Source organism: Agrobacterium sp. OT33, from assembly GCF_017313365.1.
Lineage (GTDB): Bacteria > Pseudomonadota > Alphaproteobacteria > Rhizobiales > Rhizobiaceae > Agrobacterium > Agrobacterium rhizogenes_A.
Genome location: NZ_JAFLMZ010000003.1, coordinates 395,181 through 414,877, shown reverse-complemented (window position 1 = coordinate 414,877; position 19,697 = coordinate 395,181). Strand labels below are relative to the sequence as shown.

Sequence of the window (19,697 nt, the reverse complement as noted above, 5' to 3'; positions counted from 1 at the left end):
GCGTCGATTATTTTTTAATCATGCTGTAACGGCAATTGCACCGAAAAGAAACAGAGAGCAGAGAATGGCCATACCGCGAGCAGCGAAAACACAGAAGCGGACCCGCATTCAGGAAGAGAAGCAGGAAGCTATTCTTGAGGCCGCGCTCAGTGTCTTTTCCATCAATGGCTTTCGTGGTTCCACCATAGACCAGATTGCCGAGGCGGCCGGCATGTCGAAACCGAACGTGCTTTATTATTTCCGCACCAAGGAGGCGATGCACCGCGCGCTTATCGAGCGGGTGCTGGATACATGGCTCGACCCGCTGCGCGCTTTTGATGCCGAAGGCAATCCCGAAAGCGAGATTCGCTCCTATATTCGCCGCAAGCTGGAAATGTCGCGCGATTTTCCGCGGGAGAGCCGGCTGTTCGCCAATGAAATCCTGCAGGGCGCCCCGCATATCGAGGATGAGCTGAAAGGGCCTCTCAAACAACTGGTGGATGAAAAGGCGGAGGTGATCCGTGCCTGGGTGAAGGCCGGGCGGATTGCCAAATGTGACCCCTACCACCTCATCTTCTCTATCTGGTCGACCACGCAGCATTATGCGGATTTCGACGTGCAGGTGCGGGCGGTGCTGGGTGACCAGAATGGCGGCGACGGCCGCTTCGAGGATGCGGCCCGGCATCTGGAGCAGCTTTTCATGGGCGGATTGCGGATAAACGGCTGAGCGCGGCGGTTCTCGCGAATATGTGATCGGGTTCTCGCGCTAAAACATGAGAAAAATTATCACCTTTATACTTTACTCCAAAACTCATCTTTATTATGGTGCCGCCATCCCGCTTATCGGGGCAATGGAAAAATCAACCGGCAGGTGAGGGAATGGCACGCAAGGAAAAGAAGAAGGCCGAACGCGGCGGCAAGCAGGGTAAGGGCGCATCTCAGACCGAACGGGATGTGGTCGAACAGCAGCTTTCCGGCCCGAAAAGCTTTCTTTATGTCGGCGGCCGTGACTGTCAGGTTGCCCATCTTCGCCAGATCGCCAGCAATTTCGGCGCGGAGCTGATCCACCACGATGGCGGCCTGCGCGAGGCGGTATCGCGCATCGACACCGTGCTTCCCTCCGTCGACTGCGTTTTCTGCCCGATCGACTGTATCAGCCACGATGCGTGTCTGCGGGTGAAGTCGGGTTGCAAGAAATTCGGCAAGACGTTCATTCCGCTGCGCAATGGCAGCAAATCCAGTCTGGAGCGGGCGCTGCAGACGATGAATGAACGGACCTCCGGCGATGAGCGACGAGCGCAATAATTTCCACGATGAAGAGCCCGCGGCGGCAGAAGCCAGCCGCGTGGAGCTGCACAAGATGGCCGAACAGGCCGCCGACCCGGTGCTGACGGAAATATATGAAATTGTCGGCGAGCGGGAGCGGCGCAGCCGCGCGGCGGCAGAGGGCGGCAATGTCGTCACCTTTCCGCATCTGCGTACCCGCCAGCCCGGCGAAGCGCCGGCCTTCGTTGTCGGCACGGCGGCAGCAGAGGGCCGCAATATCCTGTCGTTTTGCTGGAGACGGCGCTAAGACCGCTCAACCCTTCGGTTTCAGAAACGCCCCGGCACAGAGCACCAGCCATCCGGCGATCATGCCGAGGCCGCCCGTGGGCGCGGCAAAGGGAAACAGGCTGTGGCCGGAAAAATGCCTGAGGACGAGATCACCGACGAAGATCGCGGTGCCAAACCCGAGAATCAGGCCGGCCGGAATGGCGGTCCTGATACGGTCCGCACCGATATGGAGTGCCACCAGCACCGGGGCATGGGCCAGCGCCATGGCCGAGGCATTGCCCAGCATATAGGTCTCGCCGGTATGGGTGGCGGCGGCGGCAAGCATGACGCCGGCAGCCCCCAGAAGGCCGCCGAGCAGCAGAATGAAGGCGCGCAATCCGTCGTGGGTCATGAGTTTTCCGCTTCCTGATTCTGCATATGAAAAGCCAGCCGCTCCACCGGTGCCCAGATGATCTCGCGCAGCTTCACGTTCTCGATGGTCTCGTCCATGGCGCGGCGGAAGCAAAGCAGCCATTCATCCCGCTCGGCAGGGCCGATGGGCGCGACGAAATGGCGGCGGCGCAGCATCGGATGGCCGTGTTTCTCGACATAGACGGGCGGTCCGCCAAGATATCCCGTCAGATAATCGTAAAACTTTGCCTCGCTGCCGGAAAGATCGGCAGGGTGAATGGCGCGGCAACGCGCCGCTTCCGGCAGGGTATCCATCAATTCGTAAAAGCGCCGGGTCAGGGCCTTGACGGTCGCATCGCCGCCGATCGCTTCATAAAGGGTAATGGTCTCGCCGCTCATCATCCGCCTCTTTTGGCCCTGCGGTCCTTATCGCTCTGCGAAGCGGGAAGAGCAACAGGGCAATGACGGGGTGCGACATTTGCGACAGTCTCGGGACCATGCCGGGCCTGAGCCCGGCATCGCGCAAAGCGTCACCCAAAATTGCGGATGAGATCGAGCCCCTTGTTCAGAAGCGTTTCGGCCGCATCCTGATTGGCGGCTTCGACGTAGCAGCGCATTTCGGGCGCGTTGCCGGAAGGGCGGAAGTGGATGGTGCTGCCGTCGGTCAGCGCCACGCGCAGGCCGTCGATGTCGCTCAGCGCTTTCACGGTGCCGACCGGTGCGAGGAAGGCCTCGAGATTATCGCGCGACGCGCGCAGATGCGTCATCAGGGCGGTGCTTTTTTCTTGGGCGAAATTCTCCAGACGGTCGGCGGCGGCGACCGGCAGGTTGTAGGCTGCGGCAATCTGCGACAGCGGCTTCTTCTGTTCGGCCGAGAGAAGCAGCACGGCGAGAACCGGCAGGAAGCTGTCACGCGTCGGCAGCGGCGAAAGCGCCCTGCCGTTGAGCGTGAAGGCGGAAGCCGTCAGCAGGCCGCCATTGGCCTCGAAACCCATGACGCCGCTCTTGCCGGCGGCGAGCGCCTCAGCCATGCCCGCGATCACGAAGGGGGAGCCGACTTTGGTGCGGACGACGTCGAACGAACCGTTGGCCTCGATGCCGGAATTGGAGGTGACGGGGGTGACGACCACGCCGGCGCCGAGGAAATTGGCGGTGATCAGGCCGATGAGGTCGCCGCGCAGCGGCACGCCGTTTTCATCGGTCAGCAGGGGACGGTCGCCGTCGCCATCGGCGGAAACGATGGCGTCGAGACCGCGCTCCGGCGACCATTTTTTGAGAAGGGCCAGCGTTTCCGGCGAGACCGCCTCGGTATCGACAGGGATGAAGGTTTCGGAGCGTCCAAGCGCAACGACGTCGGCGCCATAATGGGCGAGAACGTCGACAAAGAGATCGCGCGCCACCGTGCTGTGCTGGTAAACGCCGATCCTGAGGCCGGAAAGCGCCTTTTCCGGCAGCAACGCGATGTTGCGCTCGTAGAAAAGTTCGGCTGCGGTGGCGGAATGGTCTTCGGCGGTCGCCGCCTCGTCGCTGATGCCTTCCGCTTCGATTTCGGCGGCAAGAGCGGCAATCGCCGTCTCGTCCTGCTTGTCGATTTCGCCGTCCGGGCGGTAGAACTTGATGCCGTTGCGGTCGGCCGGGATATGCGAGCCGGTGATCATCAGCGCGCCCGCCTTCAGCGACAGGCCGTAAAGCGCCAGAGCCGGTGTTGGCACCGTGCCGCAGTCGAGCGGGGTAAGGCCCGCCTTTTTCAGCGCGGCGATGCAGGTGGCGGAAACATCCGGGCTCGAATCGCGGAAGTCGCGGCCGACGAGAATGGGATCGCCCGCCTTTGCCTGACCCGATGCGAGAAGGTGCCTTGCAAATGCCGTGGCATAGACGGCCGAGGCTTTTCCTTTCAGATCGACAGAGAGGCCACGAAGGCCGCTCGTTCCAAATTTCAGGCTCATGCCAAACTCCGTTTCGATAAAATCTTTGAGGTTCAAATGGATAATACAAAAATATAACGGCTGAAAGAACCGTATCGATCCATTCAAGTCAATCATCTCTTTCATGCTGGCCCTGAATGGGCGATGATTGCGACAATGATGCGGGTAACCTAAAATTCACCCGTCATATTTAAACTTCTCCGTCGATAGCGGCTCTGGCGACAATGGGAATCATCTGTTGCCGGCCTTTTTTGTGGTTCGTTCGAGTTGGATTGGCTGATGTACAGGCTTCAAAAGGCGGGACATAAGCAGGCACGTCCGCTTGAAGAAAAGACGGCGCCCGCCGCCAGACCCCACGGTTCCCTGCTGGATGATCTGGTGGATGAGGACGAGGTTTTCGAACGTACCGTGCTGAAAGAGCATCTGGAGCCGAAACCGGCCGTTGCCCCGGCTGCCGAGCCGGTTCCGGCCGAGAGGCCGGCAAGATCTGCCTCGCCGGGCGGCAGTCTGGCGACAGCGCTGCCGGGTCTGAAACATATCGACAGGATCGGAGTGGATGACGTCATCGTCTGGCTGCGCGACGGCATCGTCTGGATCGTGCTTGCCATCATCCTCTGCGTCGCGGCGGCACTCACCTATGCCTATATGACGCCGCCGCGCTACACGGCCTATACGGATATCGTCGTCAATCCGTCCAACCTCAACGTGGTCAATGACGGCGTGTTTTCGCCGAGCCAGCAGCGCGACACGCAGATTCTCGAAGTGGAAAGCAAGCTGCGCACCATCACCTCGCGCAACGTGCTGGCGCGGGTGGTGGATGAGCTGAAGCTCGATCAGGATGCCGAATTCATCAGCCCGCCGCCGCTTGCCCGGCTGAAGTCGATGTTTTCGTCGGCGCCGGAAGACGGCGACAACCGGGTCGGCGCGCTGCGCTCCCTTGGCGACCGGGTGGCTGCGGAGCGCGATCCGCGCTCCTTCGTGGTAACGCTTGCGGTCTGGACCAATGATGCCGAGAAATCCGTGACTGTTTCCAGGGCCATCGTCAAAGCCTTCGAAAGCGAACTGTTTCAGACAACTTCCGACAGCAGCCAGCGCGTTGTCGACGATCTGAGAAAGCGGCTGGAGGAAATGCGCGAGAATGTCACCGCCGCCGAAAAGCGCGTGGCGGATTTCCGCCGGGAGAACGGTCTTCAGGAAAATAACGGCCAGCTGGTCAGCAATCTCGCCTCGGGTGAGCTGAATGCGCAGGTTCTGGCGGCGCAGCAGCGTGTCATCCAGGAAGAATCGCGGCTGAAGCAGATGGAGGCGGCGATTGCCCAGAACCGCACGCAGAGCGACGCCATCTTCGACAGCCAGACCATGAACACCATCCGGGCACAATACAGCACCCTGCAACAGCAGATCGGCGCGATGACACTGACCTATGGCGCACGCCATCCGCGGCTGGCGACCGCAGGGGCGGAGCGCGCCATGCTGGAACGCGGCATGGCGGACGAGGCGCGGCGCATTCTGCAGGCGGCCAAAACCAATGTCGCCGAAGCCCGTTCCTCGCTCGATGCGCTCCGGCTGAAGGCCGTGGCGGAGCGTGCCAATGTCTTTACCGACAACGAGGCGCAGGTGCGGCTTCGGGATCTGGAACGCGACGCCCGTTCGGCGGCGGCGATCTACGAGACCTACCTGACCCGCTCACGCCAGCTTGCCGAACAGCAGTCGATCGATTCCACCAATGTGCGGGTGATCTCGCAGCCGGTCGCGCCCAATTCCAGAAGCTGGCCGCCGGGCAAGCTGACCTTCCTGATCGCCGGTGGGGCCGGCGGGCTGTTCCTTGGCCTCGGCATTGCCGTGGCTCTGGGGCTCCTGCGTTATCTGCGCCGGGACGACCATGATGAAAGCCCGGTGCATTACGCCTGAAGGCGCAATCGCGTCGCGCCTATTCTTCCGAAATCAGGCCGTCATAAACTTCGAGCAGGGCGGCGGCGATGGCCGCACCCAGCGCATTGCCGGCATCGCGGATGCCGGCTTCGTCGCCGTCGCGAACCGAGATGGCGAGATCGGACGCCTCGTTGGCGACGATTTCCTTTGCCCGCTCGATTGCCCAGAGGCCGAAATCGCCGCGGTTGTCGATCGATATGGTTTCCATGGCCTTGACCTTTTCTGTGGCGTGGTTTCGCCGTTCCTTACCCCATCGTCCGGCAAACCGGAATAGGTAGGGGCGAAGGGATTTCAACCTTCGGGCGTGTGAATTGTCCGCTTCAAACGTCGGGTTTATAAAAATATTAATGATAGTTCTTCGTAGTGTTTGAAGCCTTATACCCTAAGCATAAGCGTGATTATAACAGTGAAACGATGCCTATCTTGGACACCGGACAGATTATGACAGGGAGAGACATGCCGGATGTGAAAGGGCCGAATAAACCCTGGCCCGTTATTCCGCTTGCGGCTTTGCCCATCACCGATGCGACGATCGAAGAAACGGCTGAGGATTTCATCCTGAGGGCGGGGCTGGCGCGTGCGCCCGGCGCCCGGCCATTTTATTCGACCTCGGCCAACGGGCAGGTCATCGCGCTCTGCCATCACGACAAAGAATTCGACGCCATGCTGCGGCAGGCGGACCAGATTCATGCCGACGGCATGTCGCTGGTGATCTTTTCCCGCAAGTTCTGCTCGAGGGCGCTGAGGGAACGCGTGGCGACGACGGACCTCGTTCACGCCGTTGCCCGCCGCGCCGAAGAGACGGGTGCGCGGTTTTATTTCCTCGGCGGCTCCGAAGAGGTCAATCGCGCCGCGGTCGAGGAAATGCAAAGGCTCTATCCGCGTCTGGTCTTTTCCGGACGGCGCAACGGTTATTTCAGCCGGAGCGAAGAAGAGGCGGTCCTTGCCGACATTGCCGCATCGCGGACTGATATTCTCTGGGTGGGCTTCGGCATACCGCTGGAGCAGCGTTTCGTCTCGCGCCATCTGGACCGGCTTTCCGGCGTTGCGGTGGTCAAGACCTGTGGCGGCCTGTTCGATTTTCTCGCCGGCAAGAACAGCCGGGCGCCGCAATGGATGCAGGATATGGGGCTGGAATGGCTCTACCGGGCCATGCTCGAGCCGAGACGTCTCGGCAAACGTTATCTGCTGACCAATCCGATCGCCATCTACTCCCTGCTGAAACACAGTCGCGGGTCGGCGGGTCGCTAGGGGCGCGTCGCCAGGACAGCGGAGAGGGGAAGGCTTTCGCCTTTCCCGGCTTTGCCTGCGATGCCGATTTTCGACGGTTGCATCGCTTCCGCCGTTCGGCGCTGCGCCGCGAAAGCGGCCGGCCTCGCCGACAGACTATATGAGACGACCCTAACGTATTGAATCGATGCGTCTTGCCGCCGAAATTCGTTGCAACTGCGCGCGACGGCGCTACACTGGGGCAATATTATAAATTTATTCAAATCAGAGATATTTGAGGACAGCGATGGTGATTACGTCCATTTCTCTTTTTGTTTATGGGATCGGCACCGTTACCTCTCTCGCCATGACCTATATTGAAGGTGCCCGCCGCGACCGGGAATGGGATTTTTATCGGATGGCCGGTATTGTCCTTTGTTTTTTCTGGCCGATCCTCGTGCCGCTCCTCATTCTGGCGACCTTCCTTTCGTCCTTCGGTATCCAGAAACGCATGAGTGCCATTGCGCTGGGCCGTGAAAAGACGCTGGGCTGAAATAGCTGGTTGGCGCGGGGGATATCAGGTCTTTTTTACCGGCGCCTTGTAGGGCGTAAGCGTGATGCCGAGGCTTGCCATGACGCGGCCGATGGACATCAGCGGCGGATGCGTGGCGGGCAGCAGCGCGCCGGTTTTCAGGAAGGCGGAAACGGCGCGGACGAGCGACAGGCACAGGCTGACGACGTTTTTGGCGGCGAGCAGCAGTCCGCCCTTCAGGCCGGGGCGGCGGGCGCGGTCAATGCCGTAATTGATGATGCCTGTGCGGAGCGAGCGCTCCATGATCCAGCGCGGCGCCATGCGGCTTTCCGGCACATATTCGATGATGAGGGCTCTCGCATTCCAGGCGAACCGGAAGCCGGCCTTGCGGCAGCGGGTGAAGAAGTCCATATCGCCGCCGCCAAGGAAATTGAAGTGCACGTCGAATTCCGGTTTTGGCAGGGTTTCAAAAACCCGCCGTGAAATCAGGCAGTTGCCGGACCCGTGGATTTGCTCGACGGGACCGGTCGGCGCTTCGATGGAGCCGAACAGCGGATGCGACAGCACCGCTTTTGACGCCGGTGCGTCGAATTCCCGGTCGACCGGCCCGCCGACGATATCGACGTCGAAGGATTTTGCCGCAGACACCATTTCGGCAAGCCAGGCGGGCGAGGCGGCCTCGTCGTCATCGATCATCAGGAACCACCGGGCGGAAGGATAGCTCTGCCGGGCGGTGCGGAAGGCGGTATTGATGGCGTAACAATTGCCCTGCGTCGGCTCGACAAGGGTCTGGCCGGCCATTCCGCTTTCGGCGAAAAACGCGCGCGCCACGGCGAAGCCCTGCTGGCCCGCGCCATCATTGTCGACCACGACGATGGCGAAGGGGAAGTCGACCTTCTGGGCCTCCAGCGATGCGAGCGTCTTTCGCAGGCCTTCCGGCCTGCGGAAGCTCGGAATGCACACGACTGCTTCCGGCATGATCTCGGGCATGGAAACTCCTAAATTCCGGCAAGCGCTGCGGCGGAAAAAACGATGGCCCTGAGGCTCTGGCGCGGGCGATTGAGAAAGGTATCGGCAAGCGCCGAGATGGCCTCACGGTACCGGCGGGCACGGAAAGCCTGCGCCACGGTATAGGCATTCATGTGGTTTTCGGATCGGCGCCGGAGCCGTTGCAGCTCCTGCGGGGGAATGGCGGCGACGATGGCGGGATCGGAAAACACCGCCTCGATCGCCGGTTCGCAATCCCGGAAGGTCAAAAGCCTGTTCATCATCACGCTCGTCCTGTGCACCCGGTAATCCAGCACATGGCGGCCGGGCAGGTAGACGAAGCGGCCGGCGGCGGCCAGCCTGCACCAGCCGTACCAGTCTTCGGCATAACGCAACGTCTCGTCGAAACCGCCGAAGTCCTGAAAGATGCGGGTTCTGACCAGCATGATGCCGCCATTGACGATGAAGTTTCCGCCAAGCAGCGGCTGGAGAATGAAACCGTCAGGTTTTTCCCGGCGGCGGATGAGGTTGCGCCGACCGATCTTTGCGCCGTTTTCGTCGATGCGCTCGTAATCGCCGTAGATGGCGACGACATCAGGCCCGGAAATGCCGGCGCAAAGGGCTGCAATGGCACCCGGCTTCAGGCGGTCGTCAGCATCGAGAAACATCGTCCATTCGCCGCGTGCCTGCGACAGGCCGAAATTGCGCACCGCGGAAACGCCCTGCCGGCCCTGCGGGCGGGCCAAAAGCTTGACGCGCGGATCGGAAAAACCTTCCACCTTCTGCGCGGTGGTATCGGTGGAGCCGTCATCGACCACCAGCACCTCGCGGATCGGCTCGCCCTGCAGCAACACGCTTTCGATCGCTTCCACGATGTAACGCTCGCCATCGCGAACGGGAATGACAATCGAAACGGAAACCAAGACTTTCAACTCCATGAGGGTGGGCCAAGAATTCGCACAGCGAAGTTACTACCGGATTAAACGGGTCTCGCCAATTATGACGTGGTATAGCGTCGGTTAACCTTGCAAATCTTTAATATCCTTTTGGCATGATCGAGATGTTATGTTTTGAGAATTAGAGCGCGGTTGCGTCCATTCGGACGCGGATGCGTTCGGGTTGCGGAGGCGGGTGAATGCGGATCGGGCGGCGGAATTTTCTCGGCGGTGCGGCAAGTGCCGGCCTGTTGCATGCCATGGCCGACCCGGCCTTTGCCGCGCAGAAGAAAGCGACTGCCAAGACCGCGCCCTACGGCGCCGCCATTTACCTGCCGGATCTCAATGCCGACAGCCGTATCGGCGAGGCGGTGGTGAAATATTGCTCGCGCATCACCCCCGTCACCGAAATGAAGTGGGAAGTCATGCGGCCTTCGGAGGAGGTCTTCGACTTTGCCGCCGCCGATGCGCTCGCCAATTTCGCACGCCAGCACAAGCTGTCCATGCATGGCCATCCGCTGATCTGGTATGCCTCCAACGCGCCCTGGCTTGCCGGCATTGGCGGCGCGAAGGTCGAGAAGCTTATGGAAAACCACATCGTCAGGGTGATGGAGCGTTACAGGGACGTGATCCGCAGCTGGGACGTGGTCAATGAGCCGATCCCCGACGTGCCCGGCAATGTACGCGCGCGGCGCGACGCCTGGTATTATGGCGCGGGCACGGACGCCATCAAGAAGGCCTTCGATATCGCCCATTCGGTCGACCCCAGGGCGCAGCTCGTTCTCAACGAATATGACGTGGAATTCGCCGTCGAAAAATCACCGGCCAAACGCGCGGCGTTCCGCAACCTCATTCTCGAACTGCTTGAGAAGGGTGCGCCGATCAACGCCATCGGCCTGCAGGGGCATCTGCGCGGCGGCTGGCCGATCGCCAAGGACGAGCTTGCCGCCTTTGCCACGGAAATGCGCAGTTACGGCCTTGCCATTCTGGTGACGGAACTGGATGTCATGGATCAGACGCTGCCCGGGCCAGAGGCGGAAAGGGATATGCTGATCAACGCTCAGGTGCGCGATTTTCTGGAGGCGGCCTCGGCCGGCGGCCCGCTTTCCTCGATCACCACCTGGGGCATATCGGATCAATACAGCTGGATCCGCTGGGCCTATCCCCGCCGGGACGGCACGGCGAACCGGCCGCTGCCGCTCGACTGGAGCTTCAACGAAAAACCGATGATGGCCGTCATCAATGAATTCCGGAACCGTGGTGCATGACTATGAGCGCTGAAACGTCGCTTCCTCCCGTGCAGAAAGCGCTGCAGGTCAATCTGCATCCCTTCGATGCTCCGCATGCGGCCCTTACCCTGCCGCATCAGCTGCGCGTCTGGGGCGGGCAGGTGGATCGCATTCTCCTGACTGTTGATACCGGACAGGTGGGGGCGGGCCGTTACAAGGGCAATGGTTTCGAAGCGGCCAGCAAGCGCCTGTTCGACATGCTGGAGGAAATGCAGACCAACTATCCGCATCTCCACGTGGATATCGTCGATTACAGCGACGCGGCACGCAGCCTGGTGGCAAAGACCTTCTTTTCGCGCTCGCCAATCCCCTATCCCGCCAAGGCTTTCGATGGCGGGCCGTTTCATGTTTATTTCTACGGGCTGAAGCGCGCCAATGCCCGCTATGTGCTGCATATGGACAGCGACATGATGTTCGGCGGCGGCAGCCAGAGCTGGTTTGACGAAGCGATTGCGCTGCAGAAGGCCAATCCCGATGCCCTGTGCATCACGCCGTTTTCCGGGCCACCGACCGTGCGCGGCGATCTCGATATCTCCCGCCATGTCGGCATGCCGGGGGTCAAGAATATTCCGGAACCGCGCAAGCTGCCGTCGCGCATTCCCACCTGGCGTTTCGCGACCGTTTCCACCCGCCTTTTCATGATCGACATGGAACGTTTCGCCAAGCGGGTCGGCTCGCTGGAACTGCTGCGGCCCGATGCCAAACGGCGCATCCGCTCCTATGCCTATAACCAGCAGCCGGTCTCGATGCCGGCCGAGGAGGTGCTGAGCGACAATATGATGCGTATCGGCGTCTACCGGCTGGATTTTCTCGGCAGGGGAAAGGGCATGTATTCGCTGCATCCGCCCTATCGCTCGCCGGAATTCTACGCGGCGCTCGGAACCATCGTCGAACGTATCGAGAAGGGCGATATTCCCGAAGGCCAGCTCGGCGATTTCGATATCAACGGATCGATGGTGGACTGGACCAGCGCGCTTGCGGCCAAGACGCGTTCCAAGCGATATGCGAAGGCGCTGCGCCACCTGATCTCGGCGAATGTGCAGCGTTTCACCAAGGCCTAGAGCGCTTTCGTTTCTCCCGGAATCGCAAAGACGCTCCAACTCTTTGTTCTCGCGCATTTTCCGGACGTAAACCGCGCGACGCACCTTTACTGGACATGCTTTAAGGCGCTGCGGCCCGCCTTCCGCGGCGAGGCCGTGGGGCGGCTCAATAATCGGTTATCAGCTTGCTCCAGCTTTCCGAGCACAGCCCGCCAATATAGATGTCGCCGGCAATCGCCCGGTCCTTCAGTGCCTCATCCCGGGTTGCCATGCAGAAATATCCGTCATGACGGAAGCTCATGTGGTTCTGGCGATAAAGCGCGTTTATGAGAAAGGGCTGCGACATGCCGGTGACATGGGCGTAGTTCTCGTCATCGAAATGCCGGAACAGGGCATTGAGCACATCGTTTTCACGGCCGGCATCGCAGACGAGGTTCAGCACATAGGCGGTTCGTCCCGGCTGTCCGAAAAACAGGGCGGCGCCCATGACATGGCCGTTGTCATTTTCGATCGTCAGGCTTTTCAGTGCGCCCAGGCTCTCATTGGTCCTGCTCATCTCCACAAGCCAGTGGAACTCCTCGTAAGACCACTCCGGACGAATGGAGAAACGCTCGATCATCCGGAGCGCATGGTGGCGGAACGTTTCGAAATCCCCGGTTCTGACCGTGGCGCCGGCGACCCCATGCGGTTTTATGCCCTTTTTCCATGATCGCAGGATACCGTCGACAAACCCGAGCGCCGTCAGCGCAAGGGTGGTCTTGGCCAGTTTCGAGCGGCGCGGCATGCGCAGGGCAATCGTGCAGAAGGGCTTGAGCGCCTTGTGCCATTGCAGGCTTTCAATCGGCAGCATGTTGCCGCCGGTCGCGACCCAGTGATCGGCGCTGACGGGAGAGGCGGTGTCCGAAAACAGCATTTCGTGCTTCGACGCCCGCATGCTGCGAGACAGGCGCGCGGCTCCGAGCGCGCCGAGTTTTCCATCCGATGCGAAAGCGCACAGCAATCTGGCGGTAATGGTCTTTCCATTCGCGATAAACCGCATGGGCACCGCGAGGATGACGCTCGTCACCCGGTTTTCCCCGGCGTCATAGACGACGCTGCCGTAATCGGGATCAAAGGCGGGGCTGCTGAAAAACAATGTCTCGATATAGGCGCGGAAATTGAAGTTTCGCTCGTGCCCGGTTTTCTTGAAAGCGCTGTTGAGCACCGCCTCGACAGCCGGGACATCTTCCCTGCGCATGGCGCGAATGCCGACCGCGCCGGGCTTTGCCGGGCACGGTGCCGACTGACCGCTATCGCCATCGTCCATGCTGGTGTGTCTTGGAACGTCCACCTTGGGTCTCCAGCCTTTATGCGCAGTTATGAAGTCAACTCGAGGGTATATCTTTAGTTGTTAATATACGCTGAAGAGAAACCCGGTCCATTTTCTCAATACGACAAAACGGCTCCTCGATTGCGCCGATGCGGGCGATCTTTTTTTTGATATATTTCGTGAAAATATGAATTAAATCATACATTTGAAATTAAGCGTCAGGATTTTTCCACAAGGCCTGTGACAATATTCCGCAGCGGAGTTCGAGAATCCGGCTCTGTTTTTCCGTCTCCGCGTCCGTTCATCTATACCGGAGGAAATAACGGAATTACTATTCTTCCGTGCATTATGCATAACTAAATAATAGGATTTTTACGACATATTCCTGTGACCGGGATGAAGCATCGGATACGATGTGTGCAGGCATGGAAAGAGGAAGAGAAAAATCCCTTATGGATGCATCGCATGACGGACAGGGGCGTGGTTACTGGCGGGACGCATTGTTTTATGTGACCTTCCTTTATTTCACGGTCGGCTTTTCGCCCTACGTCTCCCTTTCCTCCACCTATGAGGGCTCGGCCATGGCGGCCGGCTCCAATCTGCTCAACCAGTTCACCGCGATCATTCTGCTTTTCAGTTTCGTGGCGTTCATGGCGAAGGAGCAGTCGTTCTCGCTCCTGCTTGCGCCGCGCCTGCTGATGGCAGCGATCTTTGGCTGGTATGCGTTCACCTCGCTGGTGGGTGAAGCGCCGATGTTTTCGCTGCGGCGCCTTGTCATGTGCATCATCATCTGCGTGCTTGCCGGCGGCTTCCTGCAATTGCCGCGCACCGAGCGGCATTTCACCTCCCTGCTGGCCGTCTGCGCCCTCATCATATTGTTCCTGTGTTATTTCGGTATCGCCGCGCTGCCGTCGCGTTCGATCCATCAGGCCAGCGACGCGCTGGAGCCGTTTCTCGCGGGGGACTGGCGGGGCGTCTTCAATCACAAGAACGAAGCCGCCTCGGTCATGTCGGTGCTGATCATTGTCGGGATTTATCTTTGCAGACGCTGGTCATTTATCGGCGGCCTGACGGTTTTGCTGCTTTCGCTGATATTTCTGGTCAAGTCAGGCGGCAAGACGGCGCTCGGGCTGATGCCGATCATCATTGCGACCGGCTGGTTCATCGTCCGCTGGCCCCAATGGCGATATCTGGTCGTGACCGGGCTGATGGTGGTCTTCACCGGGGTGGTGATTGGCACCACCGTCGATCCGGTCTTTTCACAGATGCTGACCAGAATGGGGATCGATGCCAGTTTCACCGGCCGAACCGATATCTGGACCATCGCCATCGATTATATCCGCAAAAGCCCGATCCTTGGTTATGGCTATCAGGCCTTCTGGCGCAGCGATGCCCTGATATCGGGTTTCACCGAAAGCAACAGCTGGGCGGCGACCGCGCCGGCTTCGCACAATGGTTATTTCGACCTTGTGCTTGCCGGCGGGATGCCGGGGCTGGTGCTGGTGCTGCTGTGGATTTACCTTTTGCCGCTGCACTATCTCGGTAAGATGGACGATGCCACGCGCAGGAGCCCGCTGACGAAGCTTTATGTCGGCGTGTGGCTCTATGTGCTGCTCTACGGCTTTCTGGAAACACTGTTCCTGCTGAGCGCGGGGTTCGTGTGGTTTTTCCTCGTCGTCGCCGTTGTGGGCCTGCATCTGCAGGCAAATGCCAGCCTTGTCGAGGATGAGAGGGGGCCGGAACCGGTCCGGGGTGGGGGCGATGACGCGGTGGTGCCGACGCCCGTTTTGCGGCAATCATCGCAGGCTGTTCGTCACAGATGATATTTTGAAATGTTTTTTCGTTGCGGATGTGTAAAAGAGCCGATTGTTGCGCGCGTTTGCATTTGATTTTGCTAAACATGCGGCGCGACAGGCATTAAACCGGATCGGCAAGGTCGACAGATGACAGAGACAGGCGCCTGTGCGCTCGAGGCGGATGATATCCACAAGAGCTTCGGCACGCATGAAGTTTTGAAGGGTATTTCGCTGAGAGCCCACAAGGGTGACGTCATATCGATCATCGGCTCGTCCGGTTCCGGCAAGAGCACCTTTCTGCGCTGCATCAATTTTCTCGAGACGCCGGATCGCGGACGGGTTGTCATCAATGGCGAAGAGATTGCCATGAAGACCGGCCGTGACGGCAGGGCGGTGCCGAAAAGCTGGCGGCAGGTGGAAAAGCTGCGCACCGGCCTTGGCATGGTGTTTCAGAATTTCAATCTCTGGGCTCATCGCACCGTGCTTGAAAACGTCATCGAGGCGCCGGTCCATGTTCTCGGCGTCCGGCGGCAGGAGGCGATTGAAAAGGCCGAAGCCCTGCTGAACAAGGTTGGCCTCTACGACAAGAAAAACGCCTATCCGGCATTCCTGTCCGGCGGCCAGCAGCAGCGCGCGGCGATCGCGCGGGCGCTTTGCGTCGAACCGGCGGTGATGCTGTTCGATGAACCGACCTCGGCGCTCGATCCGGAGCTTGTGGGCGAGGTGCTGAAAGTCATCCGCGATCTGGCCGAGGAAGGCCGCACCATGCTTCTCGTCACCCATGAGATGCGCTTTGCGCGGGATGTTTCCACGGAGGTTGTGTTTCTGCATCAGGGCCGCGTGGAAGAGGCGGGGCCGCCCGCACAGGTGTTCGGCCAGCCCAAAAGCGCGCGATGCAGGGAATTTACCGGCGCGCTGGCGCATTGACCGTCTTGCTTTACCGCCCGTTCTAACAGGAGAGACTTGAATGAAATTCTTCGCCACGCTGCTTGCCGGAACGGCATTTGCGGTTTCCGCCTTCACCGCCAGCGCCGAGGTTCGCTTCGGCATCATGAACGAAGCCTATCCGCCTTTCTTTGCCAAGGATGCCAGCGGCAAGTGGCAGGGCTGGGAAATCGATCTCATGGATGCCGTCTGCGCGGAAATGAAGGAGAAATGCTCGATCGTCGAGCTTTCCTGGGACGGCCTGATCCCGGCGTTGCAGACCAAGAAATTCGACGTCATCTGGTCGTCCATGTCGAACACGGAAGAGCGCCAGAAGGTCATCGATTTCACCGACAAATACTACAATACGCCGAGCAAGCTGATCGGCGCCAAGGGCGAAAAGCCGGGTGCTGCGGCCGAGGACGTCAAGGGCAAGACCATCGGCATTCAGGTCGCGACCATCCAGTCCGAATATTACAAGAAATATTTCGCGGCCGTTGCCGATGAAAAGACCTATCAGACGCTCGATGAGGCGTTTCAGGATCTGGCCGCGGGCCGCATCGATTACGTGTTCGGTGACTCGCTCGTTCTCGATGCCTTCGTGAAGAGCGATGCGGGCAAGGATTGCTGCGCCGACATGGGCAATGTGGCTGACGACAAGGAAATCCTCGGTCTCGGCGTTTCCGGCGGTCTTCGCAAGGACGACACCGAACTCAAGGGCAAGCTGAATGCGGCGCTGGCCGCCGTGCGCGCCAGCGGGAAGTATGACGAAATTACCAGCAAATACTTCACCTTCGATATTTACGGTAACTGATCTCCCGGCCGGTCCCGCCAATGGCAAGTCTTGAAACCACGCTGCAACTGCTGTCACCCTATCCTCCGGGATGGGGCGGCACCCTGTTGAAGGGGGCTGCGTCCACGCTTGCCATTTCCGCCGGCGCTTATCTGATCGGTATCGTCATCGGGCTTGCCGGGGCGCTCGGCAAGCTTTCCGGCAACAGGCCGCTTGGCCTTTTGCTCAATCTCTACACCACGGCCATCCGCGCCGTTCCGGAACTCATCCTGATCGTCGGGCTTTATTATGCCGGCACGGACGGGCTCAACCGGCTGCTGCTGCTCTTGGGAATGCCGCCGCTGGAGGTCAATGGTTTCGTTGCCGCCGTGGCGGTTCTGGGGTTCGTGCAGGGCGCCTATATGACCGAGGTTCTGCGCGGCGCGATCCTTGCCATTCCAAACGGCCAGATCGAAGCGGCGCGCGCCTTCGGCATGTCGCCCGCCCTGCGTTTCCGCCGCGTGGTATTGCCGGCGCTGCTGCCGAACGCCCTGCCGGGCCTTGCCAATCTCTGGCTTTCGGTAACCAAGGACAGCGCGCTGGTGGCGGTGGTCGGGTATCAGGAACTGGCGCTGGCGACGCGCCTGGCGGGAGCCAGCACCAAGCAATATTTCCTCTTCTTCCTCGCGGCGGCGTTTCTTTATCTTGCCATCACGCTCGTCTCAAACCTCGTCTTTTCGCTGCTGGAGCGCCGCGTGCGGCGCGGTCAGCCGGTCTTGACCTAGGGGGACGGCATGGATTTTTCCTGGCTTGCCAAATATTGGCCGCTTCTTCTTTCCGGTGCCTGGCAGACGGTTGCACTGCTCGTCATCTCCGTCAGCATCGGCTTTCTCCTTGCCATCCTGCTTGCCTTCGCGCAGGTCAGCGGCGGGCGGGTGACGAAAATCCTGGCGCGCGCCTATTGCACCTTCTTTCGCGGGACGCCGCTCCTGATCCAGCTCTGGCTGCTTTATTACGGCATCGGTTCGCTGTTGCCGATGGTCCCCGGCCTGCGCCAGAGCTTCATGTGGCCGGTGCTGCGTGAGGGGTTTTTCTTCGCCGCCGTCAGCTTCACGCTGAATTATGCCGCCTATGAAGCCGAAGTTTTGCGTGGCGCGCTGCTGGCCGTGCCGAAAGGCGAGCTGGAGGCGGGCAGGGCTTTCGGCATGGGCCGTTTCACGCTCATTCGCCGCATCTGGCTGCCACGCGCCATCCGCATCGCGCTGCCGACGATCGCCGGCGAAGTGGTGATGCAGCTCAAGGCCACGCCGCTTGCCTTCACCGTGACGGTGATGGATCTTTATGCCGTGGCCTACAAGGTGCGGCAGGATACGCTCCTGGTCTATGAGCCGCTGATCGTCGTCACCGTCTTTTATCTCATTCTCACCGCCATCATTGCCCGCTGTTTCGGCCTTGTCGAACGACAGGTGCCGGTCCGGCGGTAAACCGTCCAAGGAGTATGAACATGGGCACTATCCGTATTCTCGATGGCGGCATGAGCCGCGAGTTGCAGCGGCTCGGCGCGGAACTGAAGCAGCCGGAATGGTCGGCGCTGGCGCTGATCAACGCGCCCGATATCGTCCGGCAGGTGCATCAGGAATTCATCGAAGCGGGCGCCGATGTCGTCACCACCAATTCCTATGCGCTGGTGCCGTTTCATATCGGCGAGGAGCGCTTCCGGAAGGATGGCGCGTCGCTGATCGCCCTTTCCGGCAGGCTGGCGCGCGAGGCGGCCGATGCGAGCGGCCGCAAGGTGCTGGTGGCGGGCTCGCTGCCGCCGATTTTCGGCTCCTATGAACCGCAGAATTTCGATGGCGCGCGCGTCCAGGATTATCTCAAGGTTCTGGTCGATAATCTCACACCCTCCGTCGATGTCTGGCTCGGCGAAACGCTCAGCCTGATTGCCGAGGGCGAAGCCGTGCGTCAGGCTGTTGCGGCAACGGGCAAGCCGTTCTGGATTTCCTTCACGCTGAATGACGACGCGGCCGCGGTTGCCGGCGGCGAACCCGCGCTGCGTTCCGGTGAAACGGTGAAGGCGGCGGCCGAATGGGCGGCGCAGTCAGGCGCTGCCGCGCTGCTGTTCAACTGCAGCAAGCCGGAAATCATGAAGACTGCCGTCGAGACGGCGTCTGCCGTATTTGCGGAAAAGGGCGCTTCGCTGGAAATCGGCGTTTATGCCAACGCCTTTGAGGGCGAACAGAGCGATTCCGCCGCCAATGAGGGCCTGCATGGCACCCGTGCCGACCTGACGGACGATGTCTATTCGCGTTTTGCCTGCTCCTGGGCGGATGCCGGCGCAACCATGATCGGCGGCTGCTGCGGCATTGGCGCTGCCCATATCCACAAGGTCGCGACGGCGTTGCGGCGCGTGGCAGCCTGAGGCGCTTTTAACGCCGTGATCGGAAATGGGGCGGCGGGCTGAAAGGCCTGCCGCTTTTTTTGTTTGCGGCTATTGACCTCAACTATAGTTGAGGAATTATCAGAACATGGAACACTGTTGAAGGACGTTCCATGAGCGACAATACACTTTCCATAAGGATCATATTTGGCAGCGCCCGCAATCCGCGGTTCTGCGATGTCATCGGCAAATGGCTGCTGGCGCGGCTTGAGCCGATGCCGGGGGTTGAACTTGCGGTACTCGATCCGCGCGAACTCGATCTGCCGCAGGGCCACACGCCGGGAGGGGCCTCGGTGCGGCAACTCCGGGAAAGCCTCGCCGGTGCCGACGCATTCATCATCGTCACCCCGGAATATAACCGCAGCTATCCCGGCGCGCTGAAGATATTGATCGATTCCGCCTATGATGAATGGGGCGCAAAACCGGTCGCCTTTGTTTCCTATGGCGGCATTTCGGGTGGCCTGCGTGCGGCCGAACAGCTTCGTCCGGTCTTTGCGGAGCTTCATGCCGTGACGGTGCGGGATGTTGTCAGCTTTGCCAATCCGTGGGACAGCGTCGATGCCGCGGGGCAGTTCGAGCCGGGGCCGCCGGCGGTGAACGCGCTGGAAACGATGATGAACAAGCTCGGCTGGTGGGCGCATGCGCTGAAGCGGGCGCGTTTCGCAACCCCTTACAGGGAGGCGTGAC

General features: G+C 60.4%; 21 protein-coding genes and 1 pseudogene. 15 read left to right on the top strand and 7 right to left on the bottom strand.

The annotated features are described in order from the left end of the window. The first annotated feature begins 64 nt into the window (after positions 1-64). From JZX88_RS09545 to JZX88_RS09535, 3 genes and pseudogenes are all read left to right on the top strand, one after another. Positions 65-706 (top strand): TetR family transcriptional regulator C-terminal domain-containing protein, encoded by a 642-nt coding sequence (locus JZX88_RS09545; protein WP_065114021.1) that lies wholly within the window; start codon positions 65-67, stop codon positions 704-706. 254 nt (positions 707-960) lie between these two features. Continuing rightward, positions 961-1,284 (top strand): annotated as a pseudogene (locus JZX88_RS09540) (DUF2325 domain-containing protein); the annotation flags it as partial. After that, positions 1,265-1,552 carry a hypothetical protein gene (locus JZX88_RS09535; RefSeq protein ID WP_206913381.1) on the top strand — a complete coding sequence of 96 codons (288 nt, stop codon included), beginning with the start codon at positions 1,265-1,267 and terminating at the stop codon, positions 1,550-1,552. The pseudogene JZX88_RS09540 and the gene JZX88_RS09535, both read left to right, overlap by 20 nt. A gap of 6 nt (positions 1,553-1,558) precedes the next feature. Here the strand turns inward: JZX88_RS09535 and JZX88_RS09530 are convergent, their stop codons facing one another. From JZX88_RS09530 to uppO, 3 genes are all read right to left on the bottom strand, one after another. Then, the gene (locus JZX88_RS09530; protein ID WP_206913379.1) at positions 1,559-1,924 is read right to left on the bottom strand and encodes a DUF423 domain-containing protein; all 366 of its coding nucleotides are present in this window, start codon (positions 1,922-1,924) and stop codon (positions 1,559-1,561) included. Then, complete coding sequence (locus tag JZX88_RS09525; RefSeq protein ID WP_206913378.1) at positions 1,921-2,322, bottom strand: group II truncated hemoglobin; 402 nt, start codon at positions 2,320-2,322, stop codon at positions 1,921-1,923. Before JZX88_RS09525 ends, JZX88_RS09530 begins: the two co-directional genes overlap by 4 nt. Before the next feature lie 131 nt (positions 2,323-2,453). Next, positions 2,454-3,869, bottom strand: a complete 1,416-nt coding sequence (gene uppO, locus JZX88_RS09520; RefSeq protein WP_206913377.1) for a polysaccharide biosynthesis phosphomannomutase UppO — start codon at positions 3,867-3,869, stop codon at positions 2,454-2,456. A 258-nt stretch (positions 3,870-4,127) separates the two neighbouring features. Here uppO and uppM point away from each other — a divergent pair, with 258 nt between their 5' ends. After that, a complete protein-coding gene (gene uppM / locus JZX88_RS09515; RefSeq protein WP_206913376.1) occupies positions 4,128-5,759 on the top strand; it encodes a polysaccharide biosynthesis protein UppM in 1,632 nt (543 codons plus the stop codon). Positions 5,760-5,778: 19 nt separating this feature from the next. On the opposite strand, the gene JZX88_RS09510 is transcribed toward uppM, so the two are convergent. Next, positions 5,779-5,988, bottom strand: a complete 210-nt coding sequence (locus tag JZX88_RS09510) for a hypothetical protein (protein WP_003509414.1) — start codon at positions 5,986-5,988, stop codon at positions 5,779-5,781. A gap of 248 nt (positions 5,989-6,236) precedes the next feature. Here JZX88_RS09510 and uppL point away from each other — a divergent pair, with 248 nt between their 5' ends. Both uppL and JZX88_RS09500 read left to right on the top strand, forming a co-directional pair. Then, a complete protein-coding gene (gene uppL / locus JZX88_RS09505; protein WP_206913375.1) occupies positions 6,237-7,031 on the top strand; it encodes a polysaccharide biosynthesis UDP-hexose transferase UppL in 795 nt (264 codons plus the stop codon). A gap of 265 nt (positions 7,032-7,296) precedes the next feature. Next, on the top strand, positions 7,297-7,542 hold the full coding sequence (locus JZX88_RS09500; RefSeq protein ID WP_206913374.1) for a hypothetical protein: 246 nt from the start codon (positions 7,297-7,299) through the stop codon (positions 7,540-7,542). Between the two features lie 24 nt (positions 7,543-7,566). Here the strand turns inward: JZX88_RS09500 and uppJ are convergent, their stop codons facing one another. Together uppJ and uppH are read right to left on the bottom strand one after the other, a co-directional pair. Beyond that, the gene (uppJ, locus tag JZX88_RS09495) at positions 7,567-8,511 is read right to left on the bottom strand and encodes a polysaccharide biosynthesis UDP-hexose transferase UppJ (protein ID WP_206913373.1); all 945 of its coding nucleotides are present in this window, start codon (positions 8,509-8,511) and stop codon (positions 7,567-7,569) included. 8 nt (positions 8,512-8,519) lie between these two features. Further along, the gene (gene uppH, locus JZX88_RS09490) at positions 8,520-9,431 is read right to left on the bottom strand and encodes a polysaccharide biosynthesis endo-1,4-beta-xylanase UppH (protein ID WP_246753458.1); all 912 of its coding nucleotides are present in this window, start codon (positions 9,429-9,431) and stop codon (positions 8,520-8,522) included. A gap of 212 nt (positions 9,432-9,643) precedes the next feature. On the opposite strand from uppH, the gene uppI reads away from it, so the two are divergent. Both uppI and uppG read left to right on the top strand, forming a co-directional pair. Next, entirely contained in the window at positions 9,644-10,711 is a 1,068-nt protein-coding gene (gene uppI, locus JZX88_RS09485) for a polysaccharide biosynthesis UDP-hexose transferase UppI (protein ID WP_065114012.1), read from the top strand. A 2-nt stretch (positions 10,712-10,713) separates the two neighbouring features. Further along, entirely contained in the window at positions 10,714-11,793 is a 1,080-nt protein-coding gene (uppG, locus tag JZX88_RS09480; protein ID WP_065114011.1) for a polysaccharide biosynthesis glycosyltransferase UppG, read from the top strand. A gap of 145 nt (positions 11,794-11,938) precedes the next feature. Here uppG and JZX88_RS09475 read toward each other — a convergent pair whose 3' ends face one another. Beyond that, positions 11,939-13,009, bottom strand: coding sequence for a GNAT family N-acetyltransferase (locus JZX88_RS09475; protein ID WP_206913528.1), 1,071 nt, complete (start codon positions 13,007-13,009; stop codon positions 11,939-11,941). 524 nt (positions 13,010-13,533) lie between these two features. Between JZX88_RS09475 and uppW the strand changes: the two genes are divergently transcribed. The 7 genes from uppW to JZX88_RS09440 all read left to right on the top strand — a co-directional run bounded on the left by uppW (position 13,534) and on the right by JZX88_RS09440 (position 19,696). Beyond that, positions 13,534-14,904 carry a Wzy-type polysaccharide biosynthesis protein UppW gene (gene uppW, locus JZX88_RS09470; RefSeq protein ID WP_206913368.1) on the top strand — a complete coding sequence of 457 codons (1,371 nt, stop codon included), beginning with the start codon at positions 13,534-13,536 and terminating at the stop codon, positions 14,902-14,904. Positions 14,905-15,024: 120 nt separating this feature from the next. Then, positions 15,025-15,804: an ABC transporter ATP-binding protein gene (locus tag JZX88_RS09465; RefSeq protein ID WP_065114009.1), complete on the top strand. Its 780-nt coding sequence runs from the start codon at positions 15,025-15,027 to the stop codon at positions 15,802-15,804. A 40-nt stretch (positions 15,805-15,844) separates the two neighbouring features. Beyond that, on the top strand, positions 15,845-16,615 hold the full coding sequence (locus JZX88_RS09460; protein WP_065114008.1) for a transporter substrate-binding domain-containing protein: 771 nt from the start codon (positions 15,845-15,847) through the stop codon (positions 16,613-16,615). Between the two features lie 20 nt (positions 16,616-16,635). Continuing rightward, a complete protein-coding gene (locus JZX88_RS09455; protein ID WP_142857288.1) occupies positions 16,636-17,358 on the top strand; it encodes an ABC transporter permease in 723 nt (240 codons plus the stop codon). A 9-nt stretch (positions 17,359-17,367) separates the two neighbouring features. Further along, entirely contained in the window at positions 17,368-18,057 is a 690-nt protein-coding gene (locus tag JZX88_RS09450) for an ABC transporter permease (protein ID WP_110756215.1), read from the top strand. Positions 18,058-18,077: 20 nt separating this feature from the next. Then, positions 18,078-18,992: a homocysteine S-methyltransferase family protein gene (locus JZX88_RS09445; protein ID WP_206913366.1), complete on the top strand. Its 915-nt coding sequence runs from the start codon at positions 18,078-18,080 to the stop codon at positions 18,990-18,992. Between the two features lie 131 nt (positions 18,993-19,123). Beyond that, positions 19,124-19,696, top strand: coding sequence for an NADPH-dependent FMN reductase (locus JZX88_RS09440; protein WP_065114004.1), 573 nt, complete (start codon positions 19,124-19,126; stop codon positions 19,694-19,696). The last annotated feature ends 1 nt before the right edge of the window (position 19,697 follow it).

What these genes read in the sequence shown, in the direction of transcription:
- JZX88_RS09460 (WP_065114008.1), top strand. Translation starts at nt 15,845, where the DNA reads ATGAAATTCTTCGCCACGCTGCTTGCCGGAACGGCATTTGCGGTTTCC.
- JZX88_RS09440 (WP_065114004.1), top strand. Translation starts at nt 19,124, where the DNA reads ATGAGCGACAATACACTTTCCATAAGGATCATATTTGGCAGCGCCCGC.
- JZX88_RS09510 (WP_003509414.1), bottom strand. Translation starts at nt 5,988, where the DNA reads ATGGAAACCATATCGATCGACAACCGCGGCGATTTCGGCCTCTGGGCA.
- uppM (WP_206913376.1), top strand. Translation starts at nt 4,128, where the DNA reads ATGTACAGGCTTCAAAAGGCGGGACATAAGCAGGCACGTCCGCTTGAA.
- JZX88_RS09445 (WP_206913366.1), top strand. Translation starts at nt 18,078, where the DNA reads ATGGGCACTATCCGTATTCTCGATGGCGGCATGAGCCGCGAGTTGCAG.
- uppL (WP_206913375.1), top strand. Translation starts at nt 6,237, where the DNA reads ATGCCGGATGTGAAAGGGCCGAATAAACCCTGGCCCGTTATTCCGCTT.
- uppG (WP_065114011.1), top strand. Translation starts at nt 10,714, where the DNA reads ATGAGCGCTGAAACGTCGCTTCCTCCCGTGCAGAAAGCGCTGCAGGTC.
- JZX88_RS09530 (WP_206913379.1), bottom strand. Translation starts at nt 1,924, where the DNA reads ATGACCCACGACGGATTGCGCGCCTTCATTCTGCTGCTCGGCGGCCTT.
- JZX88_RS09535 (WP_206913381.1), top strand. Translation starts at nt 1,265, where the DNA reads ATGAGCGACGAGCGCAATAATTTCCACGATGAAGAGCCCGCGGCGGCA.
- JZX88_RS09545 (WP_065114021.1), top strand. Translation starts at nt 65, where the DNA reads ATGGCCATACCGCGAGCAGCGAAAACACAGAAGCGGACCCGCATTCAG.
- uppJ (WP_206913373.1), bottom strand. Translation starts at nt 8,511, where the DNA reads ATGCCCGAGATCATGCCGGAAGCAGTCGTGTGCATTCCGAGCTTCCGC.
- uppI (WP_065114012.1), top strand. Translation starts at nt 9,644, where the DNA reads ATGCGGATCGGGCGGCGGAATTTTCTCGGCGGTGCGGCAAGTGCCGGC.
- JZX88_RS09450 (WP_110756215.1), top strand. Translation starts at nt 17,368, where the DNA reads ATGGATTTTTCCTGGCTTGCCAAATATTGGCCGCTTCTTCTTTCCGGT.
- uppW (WP_206913368.1), top strand. Translation starts at nt 13,534, where the DNA reads ATGGATGCATCGCATGACGGACAGGGGCGTGGTTACTGGCGGGACGCA.
- JZX88_RS09525 (WP_206913378.1), bottom strand. Translation starts at nt 2,322, where the DNA reads ATGAGCGGCGAGACCATTACCCTTTATGAAGCGATCGGCGGCGATGCG.
- JZX88_RS09500 (WP_206913374.1), top strand. Translation starts at nt 7,297, where the DNA reads ATGGTGATTACGTCCATTTCTCTTTTTGTTTATGGGATCGGCACCGTT.
- JZX88_RS09465 (WP_065114009.1), top strand. Translation starts at nt 15,025, where the DNA reads ATGACAGAGACAGGCGCCTGTGCGCTCGAGGCGGATGATATCCACAAG.
- uppO (WP_206913377.1), bottom strand. Translation starts at nt 3,869, where the DNA reads ATGAGCCTGAAATTTGGAACGAGCGGCCTTCGTGGCCTCTCTGTCGAT.
- JZX88_RS09475 (WP_206913528.1), bottom strand. Translation starts at nt 13,009, where the DNA reads ATGCGCAGGGAAGATGTCCCGGCTGTCGAGGCGGTGCTCAACAGCGCT.
- JZX88_RS09455 (WP_142857288.1), top strand. Translation starts at nt 16,636, where the DNA reads ATGGCAAGTCTTGAAACCACGCTGCAACTGCTGTCACCCTATCCTCCG.